The following is a 19,655-nucleotide window of genomic DNA, read 5'->3' as shown; positions in this document are numbered from 1 at the left end:
ATAGGCTTCTATAATTATATAATGATTTTATAATTTTATAATTTTAATAAATTATTGAAAAGTTATATTATATAAATTACAATATAATATATATTGTGCAGATGTGGCGGAATGGCAGACGCATCATCTTGAGGGGGTGACGGGGAATTCCTCGTGCGGGTTCAAGTCCCGCCATCTGCACCAAACAAAATAAATATTTAAATCCGATTAAACCCGTACAGGAATTAACGGGTATAGAGATTCCTTTCTTGATATACTTTTTTATGAAAGGAGGTCATATTTATGGATTCGCTAAGAGAAATGAATTGGGCAATGAAATATATTGAAGATAATTTAATGGAAGCTATAGAGTTTAATAAATTATCACAAATAGTGGGATGTTCAGAATATCATTTTAGGCGTATGTTTTCATTTTTGTCTGGGATGTCATTAAATGAATATGTACGTTTAAGAAGATTAACTGTAGCAGCTACTTTATTGCAAGATAAAGATAATAAGGTTATAGATATTTCATTAAATTTAGGTTATGAGTCACCAGATTCTTTTACTAAAGCTTTTAAAAGCTTTCATGGAATTACTCCATCACAAGCAAGAAAAAGCAATTCATCATTAAAAGCATTTCCACCTATGACTTTCCAATTGAAAATTCAAGGAGGAATAGAAATGAATTATCGTATTGTTGAAAAAGAAGCTTTTAAAATTGTTGGTATAAAGAAAAGGATTACCCTTATTTATGAAGGCGTAAATTCTCAAATGGATTCAATGTGGGGGAGTTTATCTGTTGAAGATTTTAAAGAGCTAAAGAATTTATCAAATGTAGAACCAAGTGGAATAATATGTGTATCTGCTAATTTTGATGATGAAAGACTAGAGGGAACAGAATTAGATCAATATATAGGAGTAGCAACAAATAATCATATAGATAATAGGTGGAGTGTTTTAAATGTAGAAGCTGCTACTTGGGCAGTTTTTACGGTAGTAGGTAATTTTCCAAATTCACTTCAAGATACTTGGGCTAGAGTATATTCTGAATGGTTTCCAACTTCAGGATATGAATCAACAGGTGGTCCTGAAATACTTTGGAATGAAGGACCAGACACAAGTAAAAAGGATTTCAAAAGCGAAATTTGGATACCTGTTGTAAAATCTAAGAGTAATTCATAAGTATTATATAAAAGTAAAGAGTTTACTATATAAATTTGATTATATTATTTGTTATATAGGACAATATTTAATATAAGAGAAATAAAAAGTGACGTTTCTAGACTACATTTCTACTAAGTGATTATAGAGTGTAGTCTTTTTTATTATTAATAAATTAAGTTTAGGTGAAGAATATGAAAGGAAATAGGCTATTTGAAATAATATATATTTTACTAGATAAAAAGAATGTCACAGCAAAGGAATTAGCTGAACATTTTGAAGTGTCCCAAAGAACTATTTATAGAGATATAGAAGATTTATCGCAGTCTGGAGTTCCAATTTATATGACTAAAGGAAAAGGTGGCGGGATAAGCCTTTTATCAGATTTTATATTAAATAAAGCAATTTTATCACAAGAAGAAAAGAAGGAAATACTAGCAGCTATGCAAGGTCTTAATGCTGTTAATAAAAGTGAATTTAATGGAGTATTATCTAAACTAAGTTCATTTTTAGGAGGAGATAATGAAAACTGGATTGAAGTTGATTTTTCAAATTGGGATAAAAATAATACTTTAGGAGAAAAATTTACAACTATAAAGAATTCTATAATAAATAAAAATTTAATATCCTTTGAGTATTTTAATTCAAATGGAAAATTATTAGAGAGAATTGTTGAACCATTAAAACTAGTTTTTAAGGGGCAGGGATGGTACTTGTATGCTTACTGTAGAGAAAGAGAGGATAATAGATTTTTTAAGCTTACAAGAATGAGTAATATAAATATAATTTTAGAAAATTTTAATAGAACGGTTCCTAATAAAATATTTTCAGAAGAAGATACGGGATATTATAATGAATTAATACACCTTAAATTAAGGATAGATAAGAAGCTAGCATTTAGAATATATGATGAGTTCCATAATTATTCTTTAGATGATAATGGTGATTTTATAGTCGATTTAGATTTTCCATCAGGGGATTGGCTATTTGGATATCTAATGTCTTTTGGAGAATATATAGAAGTTCTTGAACCTTTGAATATAAGAGATGAAATAAAAAAGAAACTGATGTATGCTCTAAAAAAATATTAATATGACATAGTGGTGTCATATTAATATTTATATAATATAGCTATAGTTATTAATTATAGAAGTTTATTTCTAACTTCTAATCTATAGATTATTTATATAATTGGAGATAAATCATGAATATAATTTTAGGGGCAACAGGACAAATAGGTGACATAATTGTTGAAAATTTATTAAGCAAAGGGGAAAGTGGTTTAGAAAACAAAATTAGCCTATCAATTAGCTTTAAAGAATACTTAGAACGTATATTATAAAATTTTTGAGAAAATTGTTTATTTAAGTTTACGATGAAAATAAAGGGAGAGTTATAATGAATAAATTAGATTATAAAAAAGAGTTTAAAGACTTATATTTACCCAAAACACAACCTATGGAAATAACAGTACCTGCAATGACATTTATAATGGTAGATGGAAAAGGAAATCCAAATGATAAAGATGGAGAATATCAGGCTGCTGTTGAGTTATTATATGCTTTGTCTTATACAATAAAGATGAATAAAAAGATAAGAAATGAAATAGAGGACTATTTTGATTATGTTGTACCACCTCTTGAAGGTCTATGGTGGTTAGAAGATGATGATATGGATTTTAACAAAAAGAATAAATATATTTGGACTTCTATGATACGCCAACCTGAATTTGTAACAAAGAAAATATTCGATTTTGCTTGTGATGAACTTAAAAAGAAAAAGCCTCATATTGATGTGTCTAAAGCAAGATTAGAAGTATTTGATGAAGGATTATGTGTTCAATGTATGCATATAGGACCATTTGATCAAGAACACGTAACTATTGAAAAAATCGACAAATTTATATTAGAAAATAACTTGATTAATGATATAGGAAGTGTTTATGAAAAGGGAAGTGTAAGGGGGCACCATGAAATATATTTGTCAGATCCTAGAAGGGTTAATAAAGCAAAGATGAAAACTGTTATAAGACACCCGGTTAGGAGGGAGTAATGGAGGAAGTTATAACATTAAATTATAATAATATTGATTGTGAACATATTTGTTGCTCTCTATCAGATAAAAAAGGTGAATGTGGAGTTTATTTAAAAAAGGAATGGTTAAAGGAAAGATTAAATGATGGGTTGATATTTAACAAAATAAATGTAAGAGGTAAAGCATTCATTGAATATATTCCTATAGAAAATGCATGGGTACCTATAGAAGGAAATGATTATATGTTTATAAATTGTTTTTGGATATCTGGAAAGTTTAAGGGAAAAGGGTATGCTAATAGATTATTAAATGAATGTATTGATAATTCAAAGAATAAAGGAAAGAAAGGGATTATAGCTCTTTCATCAAAAAGGAAAATGCCATTTTTATCAGATCCAGAATATCTAAAATACAAAGGTTTTAAAGTATGTGATACTGCTGATCCTTACTATGAGTTATTATATTTACCATTTTCAGATGAATATAACGTGCCTAAATTTAAAAACTATGCAAAGCGTGGAAGAAGTGATGAAAATGGACTAATAATATATTATTCTGATCAATGTCCTCATACAAGCAAATATGTTAATTTAATAAGGAAGATTTCGAACGAAAAAGGAATAGATATAAAGGTAATTAAGTTTCAAACTAAAGAGCAAGCACAAAATTCTCCATGTCCTTTTACGACTTATAGTTTATTTTATAATGGAGAATTTATAACAAATGAAATATTATCAGAAAGCAAGTTTAATAAATTTATTATTGAAAAGGGGATTATTTAGGAGAGTTATATATGGATTATATAGTCGCAAAAAGTATTATATCTGGATATAGAGAAAGTAATAATTGGTTTGGAATTAATTATAATATGAATATTTATAAGGGTTGTAATCATGGATGTATATATTGTGATAGTAGAAGTAAGTGCTATGGTATAAATAATTTTGAAAGTGTTAGGGCTAAAGAAAATTCTTTAGAAATAATAAGAAGAGAATTAAAATCTAAAAGAAAAAATGGGGTTGTTGGAACTGGTGCCATGAGTGATCCTTATAATCCCTTTGAGAAGAGGCTTTCTTTAACACGCAGTGCATTAGAAATTATTGATAACACTGGATTTGGAGTAGCAATTGCAACAAAAAGTGATTTAATTATAAGAGATATTGATATATTAACAAGAATTAAAAAACATTCACCAGTACTTTGTAAAATTACAATTACAACAGCAGAAGATGATTTGTGTAGAAAGATTGAACCAAATGTTGTAGTTACATCTAAGAGGTTTGAAGCAGTAAAAAGATTATCGGAGAATGATATTTATACGGGAATTTTACTAATGCCTATTTTGCCATTTATTAATGATACAGAAGAAAATATAGTTAGTATTATAAGACTAGCAAAAGAAAATGGGGCTAAATTTATATATCCTGCATTTGGTGTTACTTTAAGATCTAATCAAAGAGACCACTTTTTTGATATGATAGACAAATCTTTTCCTAAGATAAAAGAAAAATATATGAAAAGTTTTGGTAATGATTATATGTGTAATAGTCCTAATGCTAGAACTTTATATAAAATATTTAAGAATGAATGTGAAAGATTTGGGTTGCTTTATAAAATGAATGATATAATTGATGGTTACAAAAATGGATATAGTAATGAGCAACTAAGATTATTTAATATATAATTATAAAGTATAGAGATACCTTAATTTGGGTATCTTTTATTTATTTCTTAGTAAACTGTAAAAAGGTTAGTCTTTTATAGTTTTCTATTTCAACTGGGAATATGAAGGCTTATATAAATGTGTATAGAAATGGGAAAATAAGAGAATTTACATATTATCTATTTGTGTTTAATTTCATGGAGTTAATTTTGTACAAGCATCTTTTATATGTTATTATTAGTATAAAGTTTATTAGCATATGATGAAAAACTTCACTTTCAGGAGGAGAAATATGATTAAGGCAGTATTATTTGATTTAGATGGAACATTATTAGATACAAACGAATTAATTTATAATTCATTTGATAAAACTTTTAAAGATAAACTAGGAATGAAATTAAAAAGAGAAGAAATAGTAGACTTTTTTGGAAGACCATTAGGAGATCCATTTAAAAAGCATGCTAAAGAAGAAGATGTTGCAGATTTAGTAGCCTATTATAGAGAATATAATGAGGCAATACATGATACTATGTGCTTTGCTTTTGATGGAGTTAAAGAGCTTTTAACTAGCCTTAAAGATAAGAAAATTAAGATAGGTATAGTAACATCAAAAAGAGCTGAGCTTGCTATAAGAGGAATGAAGATAGCAGGAATATATGATTTTATGGATATAATTATAACTCCAGAATCAACAGAACTTCATAAGCCAAATCCAGATCCAGCACTTAAAGCATGTAGTGAATTAGGAATAGAACCAAATGAAGCTATTATGGTTGGAGATAGTCATTATGATATATATTGTGGAAAATCAGCAGGATGTAAGACTTGTGCAGTGAGTTATACTTTTATAGGAATGGATAAATTAAAAGAATCTGAGCCAGATTATTTTATAGATAAGCCAATGGATATTTTAAATTTATTATAACTAGGAGGGTAAAATGAAAAAAATAGTAATTTTAGACGGAAAAACATTAGGGGAACTAGATTTTACTAAATTAAGAGAATTTGGGGAATTAGCTTATTATGATACTACAAAACCAGAAGAGGTAGTAGAAAGAATAAAAGATGCTAATATAGTTTTAACTAATAAAGTAGTATTAAATGAAAATAATTTAAAAGAAGCTAAAAATTTAGAACTTATATGTGAAACTGCTACAGGTTTTAATAATATTGATATAGTATATGCAAAGAACAATAATATTGCAGTTACAAATGTTGCAGGATATTCAACAAATACAGTAGCTCAACATACATTTGCAACAGTATTATCTTTATATGATAAATTATCTTATTATGATAATTATGTTAAATCTGGAGATTATGCTAAGTCAGGTCTTTTCACTAATGTAAGTAAGCCTTTTTATGAACTCGAGGGTAAAACATGGGGAATTATAGGCTTTGGAGCAATAGGAAAAAAAGTGGCTAAAATAGCAGAAGTATTTGGAGTTAATGTAATTTATTATTCTACTTCAGGAAAAAATTCAAATAGTGAATATAAGAGAGTAGATTTTAAGGCATTATTAGATCAATCAGATATAATTTCTATTCATGCTCCTTTAAACAAAGATACGCAAGGTTTAATTAACTATGATGCACTTAAGAATATGAAAAAGTCATCTATATTAGTTAATATGGGGAGAGGGCCAATAGTAGTTGAAGCAGATTTAGCAAAAGCATTAGATGAAGAACTTATTGCTGGTGCTGCTTTAGATGTATTTGAAGTAGAGCCTATTAAAGAAGATAACCCATTAATATCTATAAGAAATAAAGAAAATTTAGTTGTAACACCACATATTGCTTGGGCAAGTGTAGAAGCAAGAGTGAGATTATTTGAAGAAGTAATTAATAATATTAAAGCCTTTTATAATGGTGAAATAAGAGGAAGAGTTGAATTATAAGATTAATAAATTATTTAGAAATATTTGACAAAAGGTTTTGGTTATAGTATATTACTAATTAACTCAATATTGAAAAGCTTAGAATGAGAGTAGTAGAAAGTAAGAGATGTTAAAGAGAGTAGGGATATGGTGAGAGCCCGCATATTATCGCTTTTGAACTCGCTCAGGAGCTACAAAACTGAATGGGGAAGTAGGTTTTGTCGGTAAAGTTATGCCGTTATTTCAATTAAGTTAAAACTTGGATGGTACCGCGTAAATCGCTCCAATTAGGAGTAGGTTTATGCGGTTTTTAACTTTCCATATATATAAGGGGGCATTTAAATGAATTATAAGAAGTATAAAAGATTTCAAACAATTAAGCTAAAGGAAAGAACATGGCCAGATAATGAAATTAAAAAAGCACCGATATGGTGTAGTGTTGATTTAAGAGATGGAAACCAAGCATTGATTAATCCAATGACAGTAGAAGAAAAACTAAAGATGTTTAATCTTTTAATAGAATTAGGATTTAAAGAAATAGAAGTTGGTTTTCCATCAGCATCTCAAATAGAGTTTGACTTTTTAAGAACATTAGTAGAAAATAACTTGATTCCTGTAGGGGTAAAGATTCAAGTTTTAACACAAGCTAGGCCACATTTAATACAAAAGACATTTGAAGCGTTAGAAGGAGTAAAAGAGGCCATAGTTCATATATATAATTCAACATCTATATTACAAAGAGATGTTGTATTTAATATGAGTAAGGATGAAATAAAATCTATAGCAGTAGATGGAACAAAATTAGTTAAGGAGCACGCTAAGTTTTTTAATGGGAAATTATATTTGGAATATTCACCAGAGAGCTTTACAGGTACAGAAGTTGATTATGCTCTTGAAGTATGTGAAGCTGTATTAGATGCATGGGAAGCTACTAATGAAAATAAAGTAATAATAAATTTACCATCTACAGTAGAAATAGATACACCTAATGTATTTGCAGATCAAATAGAATGGATGGTTAAAAATTTTAGAAATAGAAATAGAATAATTTTGAGTGTGCACCCACATAATGATAGGGGGACTGGCGTTGCTACTGCAGAGCTTGCAATGTTAGCAGGAGCAGATAGAATTGAAGGAACTTTGTTTGGAAATGGAGAAAGAACAGGAAATGTAGATATATTAAATTTAGCATATAATATGTTTTCTCATGGAATAGATCCTAAGCTTCAATTGGATAATATAAATAAAATAATAGATGTATATGAGAAGTGTTGCAAAATACCTGTTCATATAAGGCATCCTTATGCAGGAGAACTAGTATTTACTGCGTTTTCAGGTTCTCATCAAGATGCAATAAATAAAGGCATGAAAAAGTATCTAGAGAGAAATAATGATATTTGGGAAGTTCCATATTTACCTATAGATCCTAGTGATTTAGGAAGAGAATATGAAGCCTTAGTAAGAATAAATAGTCAATCAGGAAAAGGTGGGGTAGCCTTCGTTTTAGAAAGCCATTTTGGGTATAAGATGCCTAAGAATATGCATAAAGAGTTTGGAGCTATAATACAAAAGTTAACAGAAAAGTGTGGAGAAATATCACCAATGGTGATTATGGAGAAATTTAAAGAAGAGTATTTAGATGTTGTAGGACCATTTAAATTATTAAAGCTTAAGATAGAAGATAGTGATAGTATAAACATTGAATGTCAAAATACTAAAATAAGTGTTACTTTCTTATTTAATGGAGAAGAAAAAAGCCTTATAGCAGAAGGAAATGGACCAATAGATTCATTAAAGAAAGCATTAATTAAAAGTAATTTAGTAGAAACTACAATATTGGACTATGGAGAACATTCTTTAGGAGAAGGATCAGAGGCTAAAGCAGCTGCTTATGTTGAGATGAAAAGGTTAGATAATTCAAAGGTTACTTTTGGAGTAGGGGTAGATAGCAATATAACTATAGCATCAATAAAAGCAGTATTTAGTGCTATAAATAGACTTTATAGAAATTAGAAAATTAGATATTAGAGTATTTTAGCGAGCTCAAATTTTGGGTTGAAAACTTAAAATCACATTAAATTTAGCATTAAAATTCAAATAGTTCTAAAGCAAATATTTAACTAGTTTTAATGCTATTTTTTATAAGAAACACATGTAAATTAAAAACAAGTTCGCAGCGTTAATAAATTTATTAATGTTGTGAACTTTAATGTGATTTTTTATGTGAATAAATCAGAAAAATCAAATTGAATATATTTGAAAATTGTGTTGTTATAATATTAAATAAGCATTTCTCAAGAGTATTAAATTATTCTCTATTTATATTTAAATGGGAGGAGTTATATGGTAACTAAAAAGAAAATAGAAAAATTAGGATATAAGTTAGCGATAATTTTTTTGTAATACAAATAATAATTCTTTGCACATATAGAGAAATAACTGTTATTTCTAATGTGTTCTTAACTATCTCATCAATTTTATTAGCTACTACAACTGTCTATAAATATTTTTTTTTGATTTCCAATAAAATATGTATCATAAAAGTAAGATTAAGATAATATTTTTATCGAAAGCTATGATAATAAACAACTTTAATATATTACAAACTAGAAAAGATCGAGCATAAACTCGACCTTTTTTTGTGTGGTTTTTGAATATGAAAGTATTAAATAGCTTTATAGATTCTCAGCCTTTACTTCTGACCATTTATTTTCTTGCCATTCTCTAAGTAAATCATCAAGAATTTTTCTTAAAACTTTACCAATGATGTAGTAGCAATTATCATTAAGATTAGCTAGTGAAACTCTTAAAGACCATTCAGAAGAAGCAAATCCATCTCCATTCAGCAAAATTACAGAGTAATTTTTAGCTAAATCATACAATATGTCAAAAGGAGTATAATTTGAAAGTATATAGTTAGAAAAGTCTTCGTTAAATTTATTTCTTGCCCAATCAATTATATTTAATTCAGTATAATAAGAAGCATCATTATGGTTTTCTATAATATCTAATTGCATGCCTTCGAATAATAGAGCTTTACGTCTTTTACATATTTCAATAGTAAGATTTTTATATTTATTACTACTATCAACAAGAGCAAATCCACAGAATAAAGCCATTTGAACTTGCTGTGGAGTTGATAAACCAGCAGTATGATTAAGAGCAACTTGTCTACTATCTGCTACCAATCTATCAATAAATTTTATATCACTAGGGTTAGATGACATATGTTTATATCTTTTATTTATCTCAACTTTATCATCAGGTGAAAGATTTAATAAAAGATTATTAAATATATTATTTTCGTTTAGAAAGATTGCACCAAGTCTCCAGCCTGTAACACCAAAGTATTTTGATAAAGAGTATACACCTATAGTGTTATATGGTAAGTGAGCAATTATAGATTTAAAATTATCTACAAATGTACAATAAACATCATCAGTTATTATCATTAAATTCGGATTGTAGTTTTTAACTATATTAATTAAATCATTTTTACATTTATCACTTAATGCTATTGAAGCAGGATTGTTTGGATTAACAATAAATAGTGCTTTTATGTCAGTATCTTTAAGTTTTTCTAGTTCCTCAATTGGATATTGCCAAGTTGGATTATTATTTTCATCTAATTCATTGGCATGAATTCTTACAACTTCAAAATCATAGTTAGGTAAGTGAGGAATTTCTAGATAAGGTGTAAAAATAGGTGTCATTAAAGCAATTTTATCACCTTTATTTAATAGCTTGTTTGATGTTAAAGAATCAAATATATAACACATTGCAGCAGTTCCGCCTTCTACAGCAAAAACGTCAAATTTGTTATTAAATTTAGTATCGCAACATAATTCTTTTAGTAAATATTTATTAACTATCTTTTCTATATGTATAAGCATTCTATCTGGAACTGGATAGTTATCACCAATAATTCCATCAGTAATTTCAAATAGAAAATCATCTGGATTAAAATTAAATTCTTTTATACAATAATCTATTATTTCTTTCAATAAATTAATTCCAAGCAAATTAGTATTTTTATTATAATACTCTAAAAATCTTTCATAAATTCTACTTTTGCTTACCATACCAGCTAAATCATCTATGCATAAATTTCTTTGGCATTCTAAAACTGCAAATTGTCCAAGAGTGAAAAATGCTTGTCTAGGAGTTGAGGAAGTCCAGTTAGGGTTACCTCTGCCAGCATCTAAAATATTTCCATTAAATTTTTCCTTATTAAGATTAGCTAATTCTATTAATTTATCTTTAAATTCGAAAGGACTTATTTTACCATAAAGGTTTGATAAGTGTTCCTTTGTTAATGTTATATCCATTATGGGTACTCCTTTTCAAATATACTATTAATTCCTATTAATAGTATATAACCCCACTACAAAAAATCAAGGAATTCTTGCAAAAAATATAATTAGTGAAATAAAAGATTCAAAAAATGTTAATTCATTAAAATATATAAGTCATAAAAGATATAAAATTATTAATATGTTAAATGTTTATAATTATAAAATTAAAAATTATTAAGTAGATATTTTATAATTAATATAATGAATGGTTGAAGTTTTTAATATAAACGTATATAATTATAGCATAAGTTAATAATGTTCGGTTGAAGATAGTGGGAGAGAGATTTTTAGATAAATCCACCGAAGAAGTAAATCTTTCAGGTATTAGGACCGCTATTGGACGAACCTCTGGAGAGACTCAGAGATGAGCACCGAAGGAGCAAGATAATTTAAATTTTAAATTATTGAAACTCTCAGGTAAAAGGACAGGGGATAAGATAGGTCTGTAAAGTTTTATTATTTTATTAGGCTTGTTTACCTATCTATTCTCCTCCGTAAATTTAAATTTAAGGGGGATTTTTTTATGTTAAATCAAATTCAATCAATTTTAAGCACTATTGATAGTATAATATGGGGACCACCATTGTTAATACTATTAGTAGGGACAGGAATATATTTGACATGGAGGCTAAAACTTCTGCAAATATTTAAATTACCATTAGCACTAAAATATATATTTTCAAAAGATGAAGACAATGATGAAGATGCAAAGGGTGATGTTACTAGTTATGGAGCATTATGTACCGCTTTGTCTGCAACTATAGGAACAGGTAATATAGTGGGAGTAGCCACTGCAATTAAAGCAGGAGGGCCAGGGGCGCTATTTTGGATGTGGATAGCAGCTTTTTTTGGTATGGCTACTAAATATGCTGAAGGATTACTTGCTATAAAATATAGAGAAGTAGATGAAAATGGTCAAATGTCTGGTGGACCGATGTATTATATAAAAAATGGACTGGGACTAAATTGGTTAGCTAAATTATTTGCAATATTCGGAGTAGGTGTTGCTCTACTTGGAATAGGGACATTTGGGCAAGTGAAGTCTATTGCAGATGCTGCACAAATAGGGTTTAATATTCCATTAGTAGCTACAGCTGTAGTAGTAACAATACTAGTTGCTTTAGTTACATTAGGAGGAATAAAAAGAATTTCAAGTGTATCAGAAAAAGTTGTTCCTTTTATGGCTATACTATATATAGTAGGAGTTATATTGGTACTAATATTTAACTTTACGAAAATACCTTCAGCTATTAGTTTAATAATAAGAAGTGCATTTAATCCTGAAGCTGCTTTAGGTGGAGCAGTAGGAATAACAATTTCTATTGCTATGCAAAGAGGGATTGGAAGAGGAGTATTTTCAAATGAAGCAGGACTTGGTAGTGCTCCTATAGCAGCTGCAGCAGCAAAAACAAATTCTCCTGTTAAACAAGGATTAATTTCTATGACAGGGACATTTATTGATACCATTATAATTTGTACAATGACTGGGATAGTTATAGTTGTTACGGGAAGTTTTAGTGGTAATTTAGAAGGTGCTGCTTTAACTACAGCAGCCTTTGAAAATGGTTTACCAATAGCCATATTAGGGAAGTATATAGTTAATATGGGATTAATATTCTTTGCATTTACAACTATATTAGGATGGAATTATTATGGTGAAAGATGTATAGCATACTTATTTGGAGTAAGAGGAATAAAACCTTATAAAATTATATTTATAGTCTTAGTAGCAATAGGGCCTTTCTTACCATTAGAGATGATATTTATTATAGCAGATATAGTTAATGGACTTATGGCATTTCCAAATCTAATTGGATTGATAGGGCTGAGACATGTGATAGTTTCAGAGACAGAAATATTCTTTAATGATTTAAGAGTAAAAGGTGATTCAGCAGTTGAAGAGAAAATGACAGTTTAAGGTGGAGAAGTCCACCTTTTTTATATAAATAAAAGAATTAGTACTGTATATAGTTAAATATATATTTTTAAATTAATAATCTACATAAATAAAATTAGTAGTATTTTAAAAAGTTAATATACTTAGTTAAGTAAAATATTACAAATCAAAGAATGTATAATATTTATTTCTTAAATATTAATTAAATTTTCATAATAAACTTTATATAAATAAAATATTATTTATAATGAATATATATATTTATAAAGAAAACAATTTTGGAGGTGAGTTTTTGGAGTATAAAGGTACGTACAAAGGTATCAGTGATTATAAAGAAAATTATATTAAGGGTGGCATAAAGAAGATACTATTAACAATAATTTTTATTATTACATTTATAAGCACATTAGTATTTATGACTTCTAAATTTATTAAGAGTGTTAGTGAAGAAACTTTACTTTCAAATGATGATATAAATAAATATATAAATACATGTGATGATGCAAGTAGTGGAGGATTTCAATTAAATTGGCAAGAAATTGCTGCAATAAGTGGAACTATAAATAATGGAAATTTTGAGATAGATAATAATGTTATAAATAAAATAGTAAATTCATTTTACAAAAAAGATAGTAGTGGAAATATTATTGAATTAAATAGCTTTAAATCAGCAGTTAAATCTTTAAAATTAAATAATGAAGAAGAAGAAACAGCTAATAAATATCTTGAAGGATTAAAAAATAATTATATTCATAGAGAGTTAGCAAAAGATAGCTCTAAGCTTGAGTTTATAGATAATATATCGGAGATTGCTTTTGATAATTATAAAAGTTATGGGATATTACCTTCAATAACTATTGCTCAAGCTATTTTGGAGTCGGGATGGGGTGAGTCTACATTGTCATCACAATATAATAATCTTTTTGGTATAAAGGCTGATGAAAGATGGAGTGGAGATAGTGTTGATCTTCAAACTAAAGAAAATTATGATGATGTTATTGTTGGAGCGTTTAGATCATATAAAGATTTAAAATCATCAATAAAAGATCATGGTAAATTTCTATGGGAAAATGAAAGGTATTCTGCAAATGGATTATTTGAAGCTAAAAGTTATAAAGAGCAAGCACAAGCTTTAGAAAATGCAGGTTATAGCACTGCAAAAGATGAAGAAGGAAATCTAATTTATGGAGATAAGTTAATAAGAGTTATTCAAGAAAATAATTTAATGTTATATGATACTAAGGTACAAAGAAAATAAAATAGAGACTATCGCATAAAGCTATTTAAGGTAAAATGTAGAATGTAAAACTTAAAATTGAGGTGATATTTCATACTGAAATACTTAAATTTATATTATTAAAAAACTACTTTCAGTAGTTTTTACCTTCATTCTACATTCTAAATTTTACATTTTTAATTGTACGACAGCCTCTATTTTATTTTAAATTTAGTTTCTGATGGAACTAAATTAATTTCTTTTTTTGATACGGAATCTATTCTTATAAAATAATTTCCTTTACTTATTATACTAATAAATTTTAATAATATTTTCTCATCACCTTGAACTTCCATTTCAACCATACTATTATCCATATTACGAACCCATCCTGTTAAGTTTAGGTTAGTTGCATTCATTTGACAAAAATATCTGAAACCAACATCTTGAACTCTGCCTTCAACAATAATATAATATCTTACCATAATATCACTCCTTTAATAGAATAATTATAAAAATTATATCATAAGTACAAGATTATTATGAAGAAAGGATTAATATTTTATATAAAAAATGGTATAATTTAGATGAGGATTTTAAAGGAGGGGGAATATTATGGAAAAGTCATTAGTACTTATAAAGCCAGATGCTGTAGAAAAAAATTTAATAGGAAAGATAATTAATAAATATGAAGAAAATGGGCTTAAAGTAGTTGCACTAAAAATGGAAACGATATCTAAGGAATTTGCATGTAGGCATTATGAAGAACATATTGGGAAAAGTTTTTTTGAACCATTAATAATTTTTATAACTAAAGGTCCCTTATGTGCATTAATTTTAGAAGGAGAAAATGCAATTGAGAAGATAAGAGAAATTAATGGTAGTACAAATCCAGAAGAAGCTAAAGAAGGAACTATAAGAAAATTATATGCAACAAATAATAGGGAAAACTGTGTTCATGCATCTGATAGCATAGAAAGTGCTAAAAGAGAAATTAAATTATGGTTTGGAGATTCAAACTTATAAACTAAAAAATATATTGTAAAGAACACTTAATTTAGTATATAAAATTAAAAAAATATGGTAGCATTTCATACCGAAAGGCTACCATATTTCTAATTGTATTATGGAATATTTTTTAGTCTATTTTTACTTTTAACCATGCATCATCATATAATTTTATCTTGTTCCCTAGATCTTTAAATATATCGCATTTATCAAGAACTTCTTCAGGAGGATAAACAGTTTCATTTTCTTGAGTTTCTTCATCTAATAATTCATAAGCTGCTGTATTAGGTGTTGCATAGCCTATATATTCAACATTTTCTTTAGCATTTTCAGGTTCTGATAAGAAGTTTATAAATTCTTCAGCTTCAGATTTATGTTTAGCACCCTTTGGTATAACCATAACGTCAAACCATTTATTAGAACCTTCCTTTGGAACTACATATTGAAGGTTTAAATCAGGAGCTTCTTCTTGAATAAATATAGCATCTCCAGAATAAACAGTAGCAAATGTAGCTTCACCATTAATCATCTTATCTTTAACTTCGTCCATAACGTATGATTGAACTAATGGTTTTTGTCTTATTAATTCTTTAGCAGCTTCATCTAATTCATTTTTGTCAACTGAATTTAATGAATAGCCAAGTTTAACTAAGGAAATTGCAAGGGTATCTCTTATTGAATCAAACATAAATATTTCACCTTTATATTTAGAATTCCATAAAATATCCCAGCTGTCAACAGGATCATCAACTTTATCAGCATCATATATTATACCTATTGTTCCCCACATATAAGGAACAGAATATTCATTATTAGGATCATAAGGAAGATTTTTGAAGTCTTCACCAATATTCTTATAATTTGGGATGTTATTAAAATCTATTTTTTCTAACATATCTTCGTTAATCATTTTTTCCACCATATAATCAGAAGGAAAAATTAAATCATATGTACCGGGACTATTTTTAACTTTTTGATACATAATTTCATTAGATTCATAGGTATCATAGATTACATCTATACCTGTTTCTTCTTCGAACTTTGAAATTAAATCCTCATTTATATAATCCCCATAGTTAAATACATTGAGGGTCCTTGTACTTTTAGAGCTATCTTCATTTTTAGAACATCCTACAAAAGATGAGGATATTAAAAATAATGAAGATAAAATAGCAATAGACTTCTTAAGCTTCTTCAATTTTATCACCTCTTGATGTAAATTCTTTTCTATTAGCAATTAATAGAAGAGTTAGAACAGTTACAAACATTAAAGTAGAAAGGGCATTAATTTCAGGTTTAATACCTCTTCTTGCCATAGCAAAAATTTCTATAGAAAGGTTTGTAACTCCTGGGCCAGCTGTGAAGAAACTAATAACAAAATCATCAATAGACATTGTAAATGCCATTAGCATACCAGCAAAGATACCAGGTTTAATTTGAGGCAATATTATTTTTCTTAATGTATAAGACGGTGTAGCTCCTAAATCTAATGCAGCTTCTTCAATATTTTCAGGTAATTGTCTAAGCTTTGGTAAAACTGCTAATATCACATAAGGAATATTAAATGTAATATGAGCTAGTAACATTGTAGTAAATCCAAAATCTAATTTTGTAAGTGGTCTAATGAATATAAATAAACTCATTAAGGCAATACCAGTTACTATATCAGGATTTAATACAGGCAGATAATTTATATTTAATAAAAGGGCTTTTTTAGGACCTTTCATTTTATTTATTCCAATTGCTGCTAAAGTACCAATTATTGTAGCTACTATAGAAGAAATAACAGCTATAACAACTGTAAAGAATAAAGCTTGCATAATTCTTTCGTTCTTAAAAAGCTCACCATACCATTTAAATGTGAAGCCTGACCATTTTCCCATAGTCTTAGAATCATTGAAGGAGAATACTATTAAGGCAACTATAGGTGTATATAAAAAGATAAATACTAATAATAAATAAAACTTTTTAATAAAATTTTCTAGTTTCTTTACCATAATTGACCACCTCCTTCTTTAGCATCAGAATTATCAAATTTACTCATTATAGCCATAGAAATTAATATTATTATCATCATAAATATTGAGATAGATGAACCAAAGTTCCAATCACCCATCATAGTAAATTGTTGTTCAATTAAGTTACCTAAAAGCATATATTGTCCGCCACCAAGTAATCTAGATATTACAAATGTAGAAACAGCAGGCATAAATACCATAGTTATTCCTGAAACTACTCCTGGCATACTTAATGGAAGTACTATTTTTCTAAATATTTCACTTCTATTTGCACCTAAATCAGCAGCGGCATTTAATAAGTCTTTATCCATTTTTGTTAATACAGTATAGATTGGCAGTACCATGAATGGTAAAAAGTTATAAATCATACCAAGTATTACAGCACCATCATTATATAAGAAAGTAAAAGGACCAACTCCGAAATATCCAAGAATATTATTTATAAATCCGTTTTTACCTAATATAGGTAACCAAGCATAGGTTCTAAGCAAGAAGTTCATCCACATAGGTACTATAAAAAGCATTATTAAAATGTTACCTTTAGAAGGTTTCATTTTGGATATAATATATGCAACAGGATATCCTAAAACTAAGCACCATATTGTAGATAATAAAGCAAGCCATAAGCTTCGTCCAAAAACCTTTATATATTGAGGTTGAAGCAGTCTTGTAAAGTTTTCTAAGGAGAATACATAGTCTCCTTCAGGTGTTGTTACAGTAAAGCCGAAGAATAGAACTATTAATAAAGGAATTACAATAAATAGGGCACTCCAGATTATGAAAGGAGATGCAGCAATGTTTCTATTAGCTTTATTTGCCTTACTCATTATTTGAAACCTTTCTCATAATATGAATATCTTCTGGATAAATATCTAATCCTATAACAGAATTTACTTCTGCAAATTTAGTATTATGGATTATCCATGTATTACTTCCTTCTTCAACTTCTATTTCATAATGAACACCTTTAAAAATTATTGATTTAACAGTTCCTTTTATCATTCCTTTATCAGGAGATACAATTTTTATATCTTCTGGTCTTATAACTACATCAATTAATTCGTTTTGCTTAAATCCCTTGTCAACACATTCGAAAGTTTTATTACAGAATTCTACTTTAAAATCTTCTAACATAGTACCATCTAAAATGTTGCTTTCACCTATAAAGTCAGCAACAAAAGCATTAGCTGGTTCATTATATATGTCTTCGGGAGAACCCATTTGCTGAATTTTACCTTTGTTCATAACTATGATAGTATCAGACATAGTTAAAGCTTCTTCTTGGTCATGAGTTACAAATATAAATGTAATTCCAAGTCTTTGTTGTATTCTTTTAAGTTCAATTTGCATTTCTTTTCTAAGTTTTAAATCAAGTGCCCCAAGAGGTTCATCTAAAAGAAGAACTTCAGGTTCATTAATTAAAGCTCTTGCAATTGCAACTCTTTGCTGTTGTCCACCACTTAAGGAATCAACACTTCTTTTTTCAAATCCTTCTAAAGAAACTAATTTAAGCATTTCTTTAACCTTTGAATCTATTTCATTTTTAGGAGTCTTTTTAATTTTTAATCCAAATGCAACATTTTCATATACATTCATATGAGGAAACAAAGCATATTTTTGGAATACGGTGTTTACTTGCCTTTTATAGGGAGGTAAAGTTGAGATATCAGTTCCATTAAATAAAACTTCACCTTTATCTGCATCTTCAAATCCAGCAATTATTTTTAATGTTGTTGTTTTTCCACATCCACTAGGGCCAAGTAATGTTAAAAATTCATTCTTTTTAATATTTAATGAAAGGTTGTCTAAAACACAATTATCTTTAAAGGTTTTAGAAACACCTTTTATTTCAATTATATTTTGTTTCAAAATAAACACCTCTTTCTGTTGATTTAAAATGATGGTGGAGTACTTATCCAAATAACTTTGGCTTGTGTTTTTCCTCCGTTTGAAATATAGTGATTAGATCTAGGCTTAAAATAGAAGCTTTCGCCCTTTTTAACTTTGAACTTCTTTTTTCCTAAATGTAATAGTATAGTTCCAGATAAAACAAAACCAAATTCTTCACCTTCATGAGGTTCTTCTTCTATATATTGCCCACCTGGTTCTAAAGTTATCATAATTGGTTCCATTTCATTTTTTTGAGCATTTGGTATAAGCCACATTAGCTTATATTTTAAATCTTCATTTTCAGTTTCAAACATATCTTCATATGTATATGTAACCTTTTCCTCACTAGCCTCACTAAAGAACTCTGTAAGATTAGTTCCAAGTATCTCCAGGATATCTATTAACGTTGCTATTGATGGAGAAGTTAAATCATTTTCTACTTGAGATATGAATCCTTTAGACAGTTCGCATCTATTAGCAAGTTCTTCTTGAGTTAATTGCTTTTCGATACGTAATCTACGTATCTTTTCTCCGATTTCCACAACTACACCTCT

The 19,655-nt window shown here is 28.0% G+C and carries 19 protein-coding genes, 1 tRNA gene, 2 riboswitches and 1 other annotated feature; of the genes, 13 read left to right on the top strand and 7 right to left on the bottom strand.

The window, feature by feature from the left end; translation table 11 throughout:
* The first annotated feature begins 97 nt into the window (after nucleotides 1-97).
* From J2Z25_RS10585 to leuA, 10 genes are all read left to right on the top strand, one after another.
* A tRNA-Leu gene (locus J2Z25_RS10585) sits at nucleotides 98-183 on the top strand.
* Between the two features lie 99 nt (nucleotides 184-282).
* Nucleotides 283-1,164, top strand: coding sequence for an AraC family transcriptional regulator (locus J2Z25_RS10580; protein ID WP_209740379.1), 882 nt, complete (start codon nucleotides 283-285; stop codon nucleotides 1,162-1,164).
* Nucleotides 1,165-1,337: 173 nt separating this feature from the next.
* Complete coding sequence (locus J2Z25_RS10575; protein WP_209740377.1) at nucleotides 1,338-2,234, top strand: helix-turn-helix transcriptional regulator; 897 nt, start codon at nucleotides 1,338-1,340, stop codon at nucleotides 2,232-2,234.
* A 113-nt stretch (nucleotides 2,235-2,347) separates the two neighbouring features.
* The gene (locus tag J2Z25_RS10570; RefSeq protein ID WP_209740375.1) at nucleotides 2,348-2,485 is read left to right on the top strand and encodes a hypothetical protein; all 138 of its coding nucleotides are present in this window, start codon (nucleotides 2,348-2,350) and stop codon (nucleotides 2,483-2,485) included.
* 56 nt (nucleotides 2,486-2,541) lie between these two features.
* Entirely contained in the window at nucleotides 2,542-3,195 is a 654-nt protein-coding gene (locus J2Z25_RS10565; protein WP_209740374.1) for a GyrI-like domain-containing protein, read from the top strand.
* Nucleotides 3,195-3,959, top strand: coding sequence for an N-acetyltransferase (locus J2Z25_RS10560; protein ID WP_209740372.1), 765 nt, complete (start codon nucleotides 3,195-3,197; stop codon nucleotides 3,957-3,959). The genes J2Z25_RS10565 and J2Z25_RS10560 overlap by 1 nt, the downstream gene beginning before the upstream one ends.
* An 11-nt stretch (nucleotides 3,960-3,970) precedes the next feature.
* Nucleotides 3,971-4,861, top strand: a complete 891-nt coding sequence (locus J2Z25_RS10555) for an SPL family radical SAM protein (protein WP_209740370.1) — start codon at nucleotides 3,971-3,973, stop codon at nucleotides 4,859-4,861.
* A gap of 271 nt (nucleotides 4,862-5,132) precedes the next feature.
* Nucleotides 5,133-5,765, top strand: coding sequence for a pyrophosphatase PpaX (gene ppaX, locus J2Z25_RS10550; RefSeq protein WP_209740368.1), 633 nt, complete (start codon nucleotides 5,133-5,135; stop codon nucleotides 5,763-5,765).
* Between the two features lie 13 nt (nucleotides 5,766-5,778).
* On the top strand, nucleotides 5,779-6,738 hold the full coding sequence (locus tag J2Z25_RS10545; RefSeq protein WP_209740365.1) for a D-2-hydroxyacid dehydrogenase: 960 nt from the start codon (nucleotides 5,779-5,781) through the stop codon (nucleotides 6,736-6,738).
* Between the two features lie 70 nt (nucleotides 6,739-6,808).
* Nucleotides 6,809-7,006 (top strand) — a binding site (T-box leader).
* Between the two features lie 53 nt (nucleotides 7,007-7,059).
* Entirely contained in the window at nucleotides 7,060-8,730 is a 1,671-nt protein-coding gene (gene leuA / locus J2Z25_RS10540) for a 2-isopropylmalate synthase (protein WP_209740362.1), read from the top strand.
* A gap of 662 nt (nucleotides 8,731-9,392) precedes the next feature.
* On the opposite strand, the gene aspD is transcribed toward leuA, so the two are convergent.
* Nucleotides 9,393-11,045: an aspartate 4-decarboxylase gene (aspD, locus tag J2Z25_RS10535; RefSeq protein WP_209740360.1), complete on the bottom strand. Its 1,653-nt coding sequence runs from the start codon at nucleotides 11,043-11,045 to the stop codon at nucleotides 9,393-9,395.
* 290 nt (nucleotides 11,046-11,335) lie between these two features.
* A riboswitch (glycine riboswitch) is annotated at nucleotides 11,336-11,415 on the top strand.
* Nucleotides 11,416-11,417: 2 nt separating this feature from the next.
* A riboswitch (glycine riboswitch) is annotated at nucleotides 11,418-11,504 on the top strand.
* A gap of 91 nt (nucleotides 11,505-11,595) precedes the next feature.
* On the opposite strand from aspD, the gene J2Z25_RS10530 reads away from it, so the two are divergent.
* Both J2Z25_RS10530 and J2Z25_RS10525 read left to right on the top strand, forming a co-directional pair.
* Nucleotides 11,596-12,990, top strand: a complete 1,395-nt coding sequence (locus tag J2Z25_RS10530; RefSeq protein WP_008677391.1) for an alanine/glycine:cation symporter family protein — start codon at nucleotides 11,596-11,598, stop codon at nucleotides 12,988-12,990.
* Nucleotides 12,991-13,261: 271 nt separating this feature from the next.
* A complete protein-coding gene (locus J2Z25_RS10525; protein ID WP_142691278.1) occupies nucleotides 13,262-14,227 on the top strand; it encodes a glycoside hydrolase family 73 protein in 966 nt (321 codons plus the stop codon).
* 173 nt (nucleotides 14,228-14,400) lie between these two features.
* Here the strand turns inward: J2Z25_RS10525 and J2Z25_RS10520 are convergent, their stop codons facing one another.
* On the bottom strand, nucleotides 14,401-14,670 hold the full coding sequence (locus J2Z25_RS10520) for an acylphosphatase (RefSeq protein WP_209740358.1): 270 nt from the start codon (nucleotides 14,668-14,670) through the stop codon (nucleotides 14,401-14,403).
* A 130-nt stretch (nucleotides 14,671-14,800) separates the two neighbouring features.
* Here J2Z25_RS10520 and ndk point away from each other — a divergent pair, with 130 nt between their 5' ends.
* Complete coding sequence (gene ndk, locus J2Z25_RS10515; protein WP_008677394.1) at nucleotides 14,801-15,211, top strand: nucleoside-diphosphate kinase; 411 nt, start codon at nucleotides 14,801-14,803, stop codon at nucleotides 15,209-15,211.
* 112 nt (nucleotides 15,212-15,323) lie between these two features.
* Here ndk and J2Z25_RS10510 read toward each other — a convergent pair whose 3' ends face one another.
* From J2Z25_RS10510 to J2Z25_RS10490, 5 genes are read right to left on the bottom strand one after another with little or no spacing between them, the layout of a single operon-like run.
* Complete coding sequence (locus J2Z25_RS10510; protein WP_209740356.1) at nucleotides 15,324-16,391, bottom strand: ABC transporter substrate-binding protein; 1,068 nt, start codon at nucleotides 16,389-16,391, stop codon at nucleotides 15,324-15,326.
* Complete coding sequence (locus tag J2Z25_RS10505; protein ID WP_035285020.1) at nucleotides 16,378-17,190, bottom strand: ABC transporter permease; 813 nt, start codon at nucleotides 17,188-17,190, stop codon at nucleotides 16,378-16,380. Before J2Z25_RS10505 ends, J2Z25_RS10510 begins: the two co-directional genes overlap by 14 nt.
* A complete protein-coding gene (locus J2Z25_RS10500; protein ID WP_209740354.1) occupies nucleotides 17,184-18,038 on the bottom strand; it encodes an ABC transporter permease in 855 nt (284 codons plus the stop codon). Before J2Z25_RS10500 ends, J2Z25_RS10505 begins: the two co-directional genes overlap by 7 nt.
* On the bottom strand, nucleotides 18,031-19,089 hold the full coding sequence (potA, locus tag J2Z25_RS10495; RefSeq protein WP_271834114.1) for a spermidine/putrescine ABC transporter ATP-binding protein: 1,059 nt from the start codon (nucleotides 19,087-19,089) through the stop codon (nucleotides 18,031-18,033). Before potA ends, J2Z25_RS10500 begins: the two co-directional genes overlap by 8 nt.
* Before the next feature lie 14 nt (nucleotides 19,090-19,103).
* A complete protein-coding gene (locus tag J2Z25_RS10490; protein WP_008677398.1) occupies nucleotides 19,104-19,643 on the bottom strand; it encodes a helix-turn-helix domain-containing protein in 540 nt (179 codons plus the stop codon).
* Nucleotides 19,644-19,655: the final 12 nt, after the last annotated feature.

The sequence above is a fragment of the Clostridium tertium genome (genome assembly GCF_017873245.1).
GTDB lineage: Bacteria > Bacillota > Clostridia > Clostridiales > Clostridiaceae > Clostridium > Clostridium tertium.
This window is presented reverse-complemented; position numbering and strand designations above follow the sequence as displayed.

Coding starts and splice junctions, on each gene's coding strand:
- J2Z25_RS10580 (WP_209740379.1), top strand. CDS start 283: ATGGATTCGCTAAGAGAAATGAATTGGGCAATGAAATATATTGAAGAT.
- J2Z25_RS10575 (WP_209740377.1), top strand. CDS start 1,338: ATGAAAGGAAATAGGCTATTTGAAATAATATATATTTTACTAGATAAA.
- J2Z25_RS10570 (WP_209740375.1), top strand. CDS start 2,348: ATGAATATAATTTTAGGGGCAACAGGACAAATAGGTGACATAATTGTT.
- J2Z25_RS10565 (WP_209740374.1), top strand. CDS start 2,542: ATGAATAAATTAGATTATAAAAAAGAGTTTAAAGACTTATATTTACCC.
- J2Z25_RS10560 (WP_209740372.1), top strand. CDS start 3,195: ATGGAGGAAGTTATAACATTAAATTATAATAATATTGATTGTGAACAT.
- J2Z25_RS10555 (WP_209740370.1), top strand. CDS start 3,971: ATGGATTATATAGTCGCAAAAAGTATTATATCTGGATATAGAGAAAGT.
- ppaX (WP_209740368.1), top strand. CDS start 5,133: ATGATTAAGGCAGTATTATTTGATTTAGATGGAACATTATTAGATACA.
- J2Z25_RS10545 (WP_209740365.1), top strand. CDS start 5,779: ATGAAAAAAATAGTAATTTTAGACGGAAAAACATTAGGGGAACTAGAT.
- leuA (WP_209740362.1), top strand. CDS start 7,060: ATGAATTATAAGAAGTATAAAAGATTTCAAACAATTAAGCTAAAGGAA.
- aspD (WP_209740360.1), bottom strand. CDS start 11,045: ATGGATATAACATTAACAAAGGAACACTTATCAAACCTTTATGGTAAA.
- J2Z25_RS10530 (WP_008677391.1), top strand. CDS start 11,596: ATGTTAAATCAAATTCAATCAATTTTAAGCACTATTGATAGTATAATA.
- J2Z25_RS10520 (WP_209740358.1), bottom strand. CDS start 14,670: ATGGTAAGATATTATATTATTGTTGAAGGCAGAGTTCAAGATGTTGGT.
- ndk (WP_008677394.1), top strand. CDS start 14,801: ATGGAAAAGTCATTAGTACTTATAAAGCCAGATGCTGTAGAAAAAAAT.
- J2Z25_RS10505 (WP_035285020.1), bottom strand. CDS start 17,190: ATGGTAAAGAAACTAGAAAATTTTATTAAAAAGTTTTATTTATTATTA.
- J2Z25_RS10500 (WP_209740354.1), bottom strand. CDS start 18,038: ATGAGTAAGGCAAATAAAGCTAATAGAAACATTGCTGCATCTCCTTTC.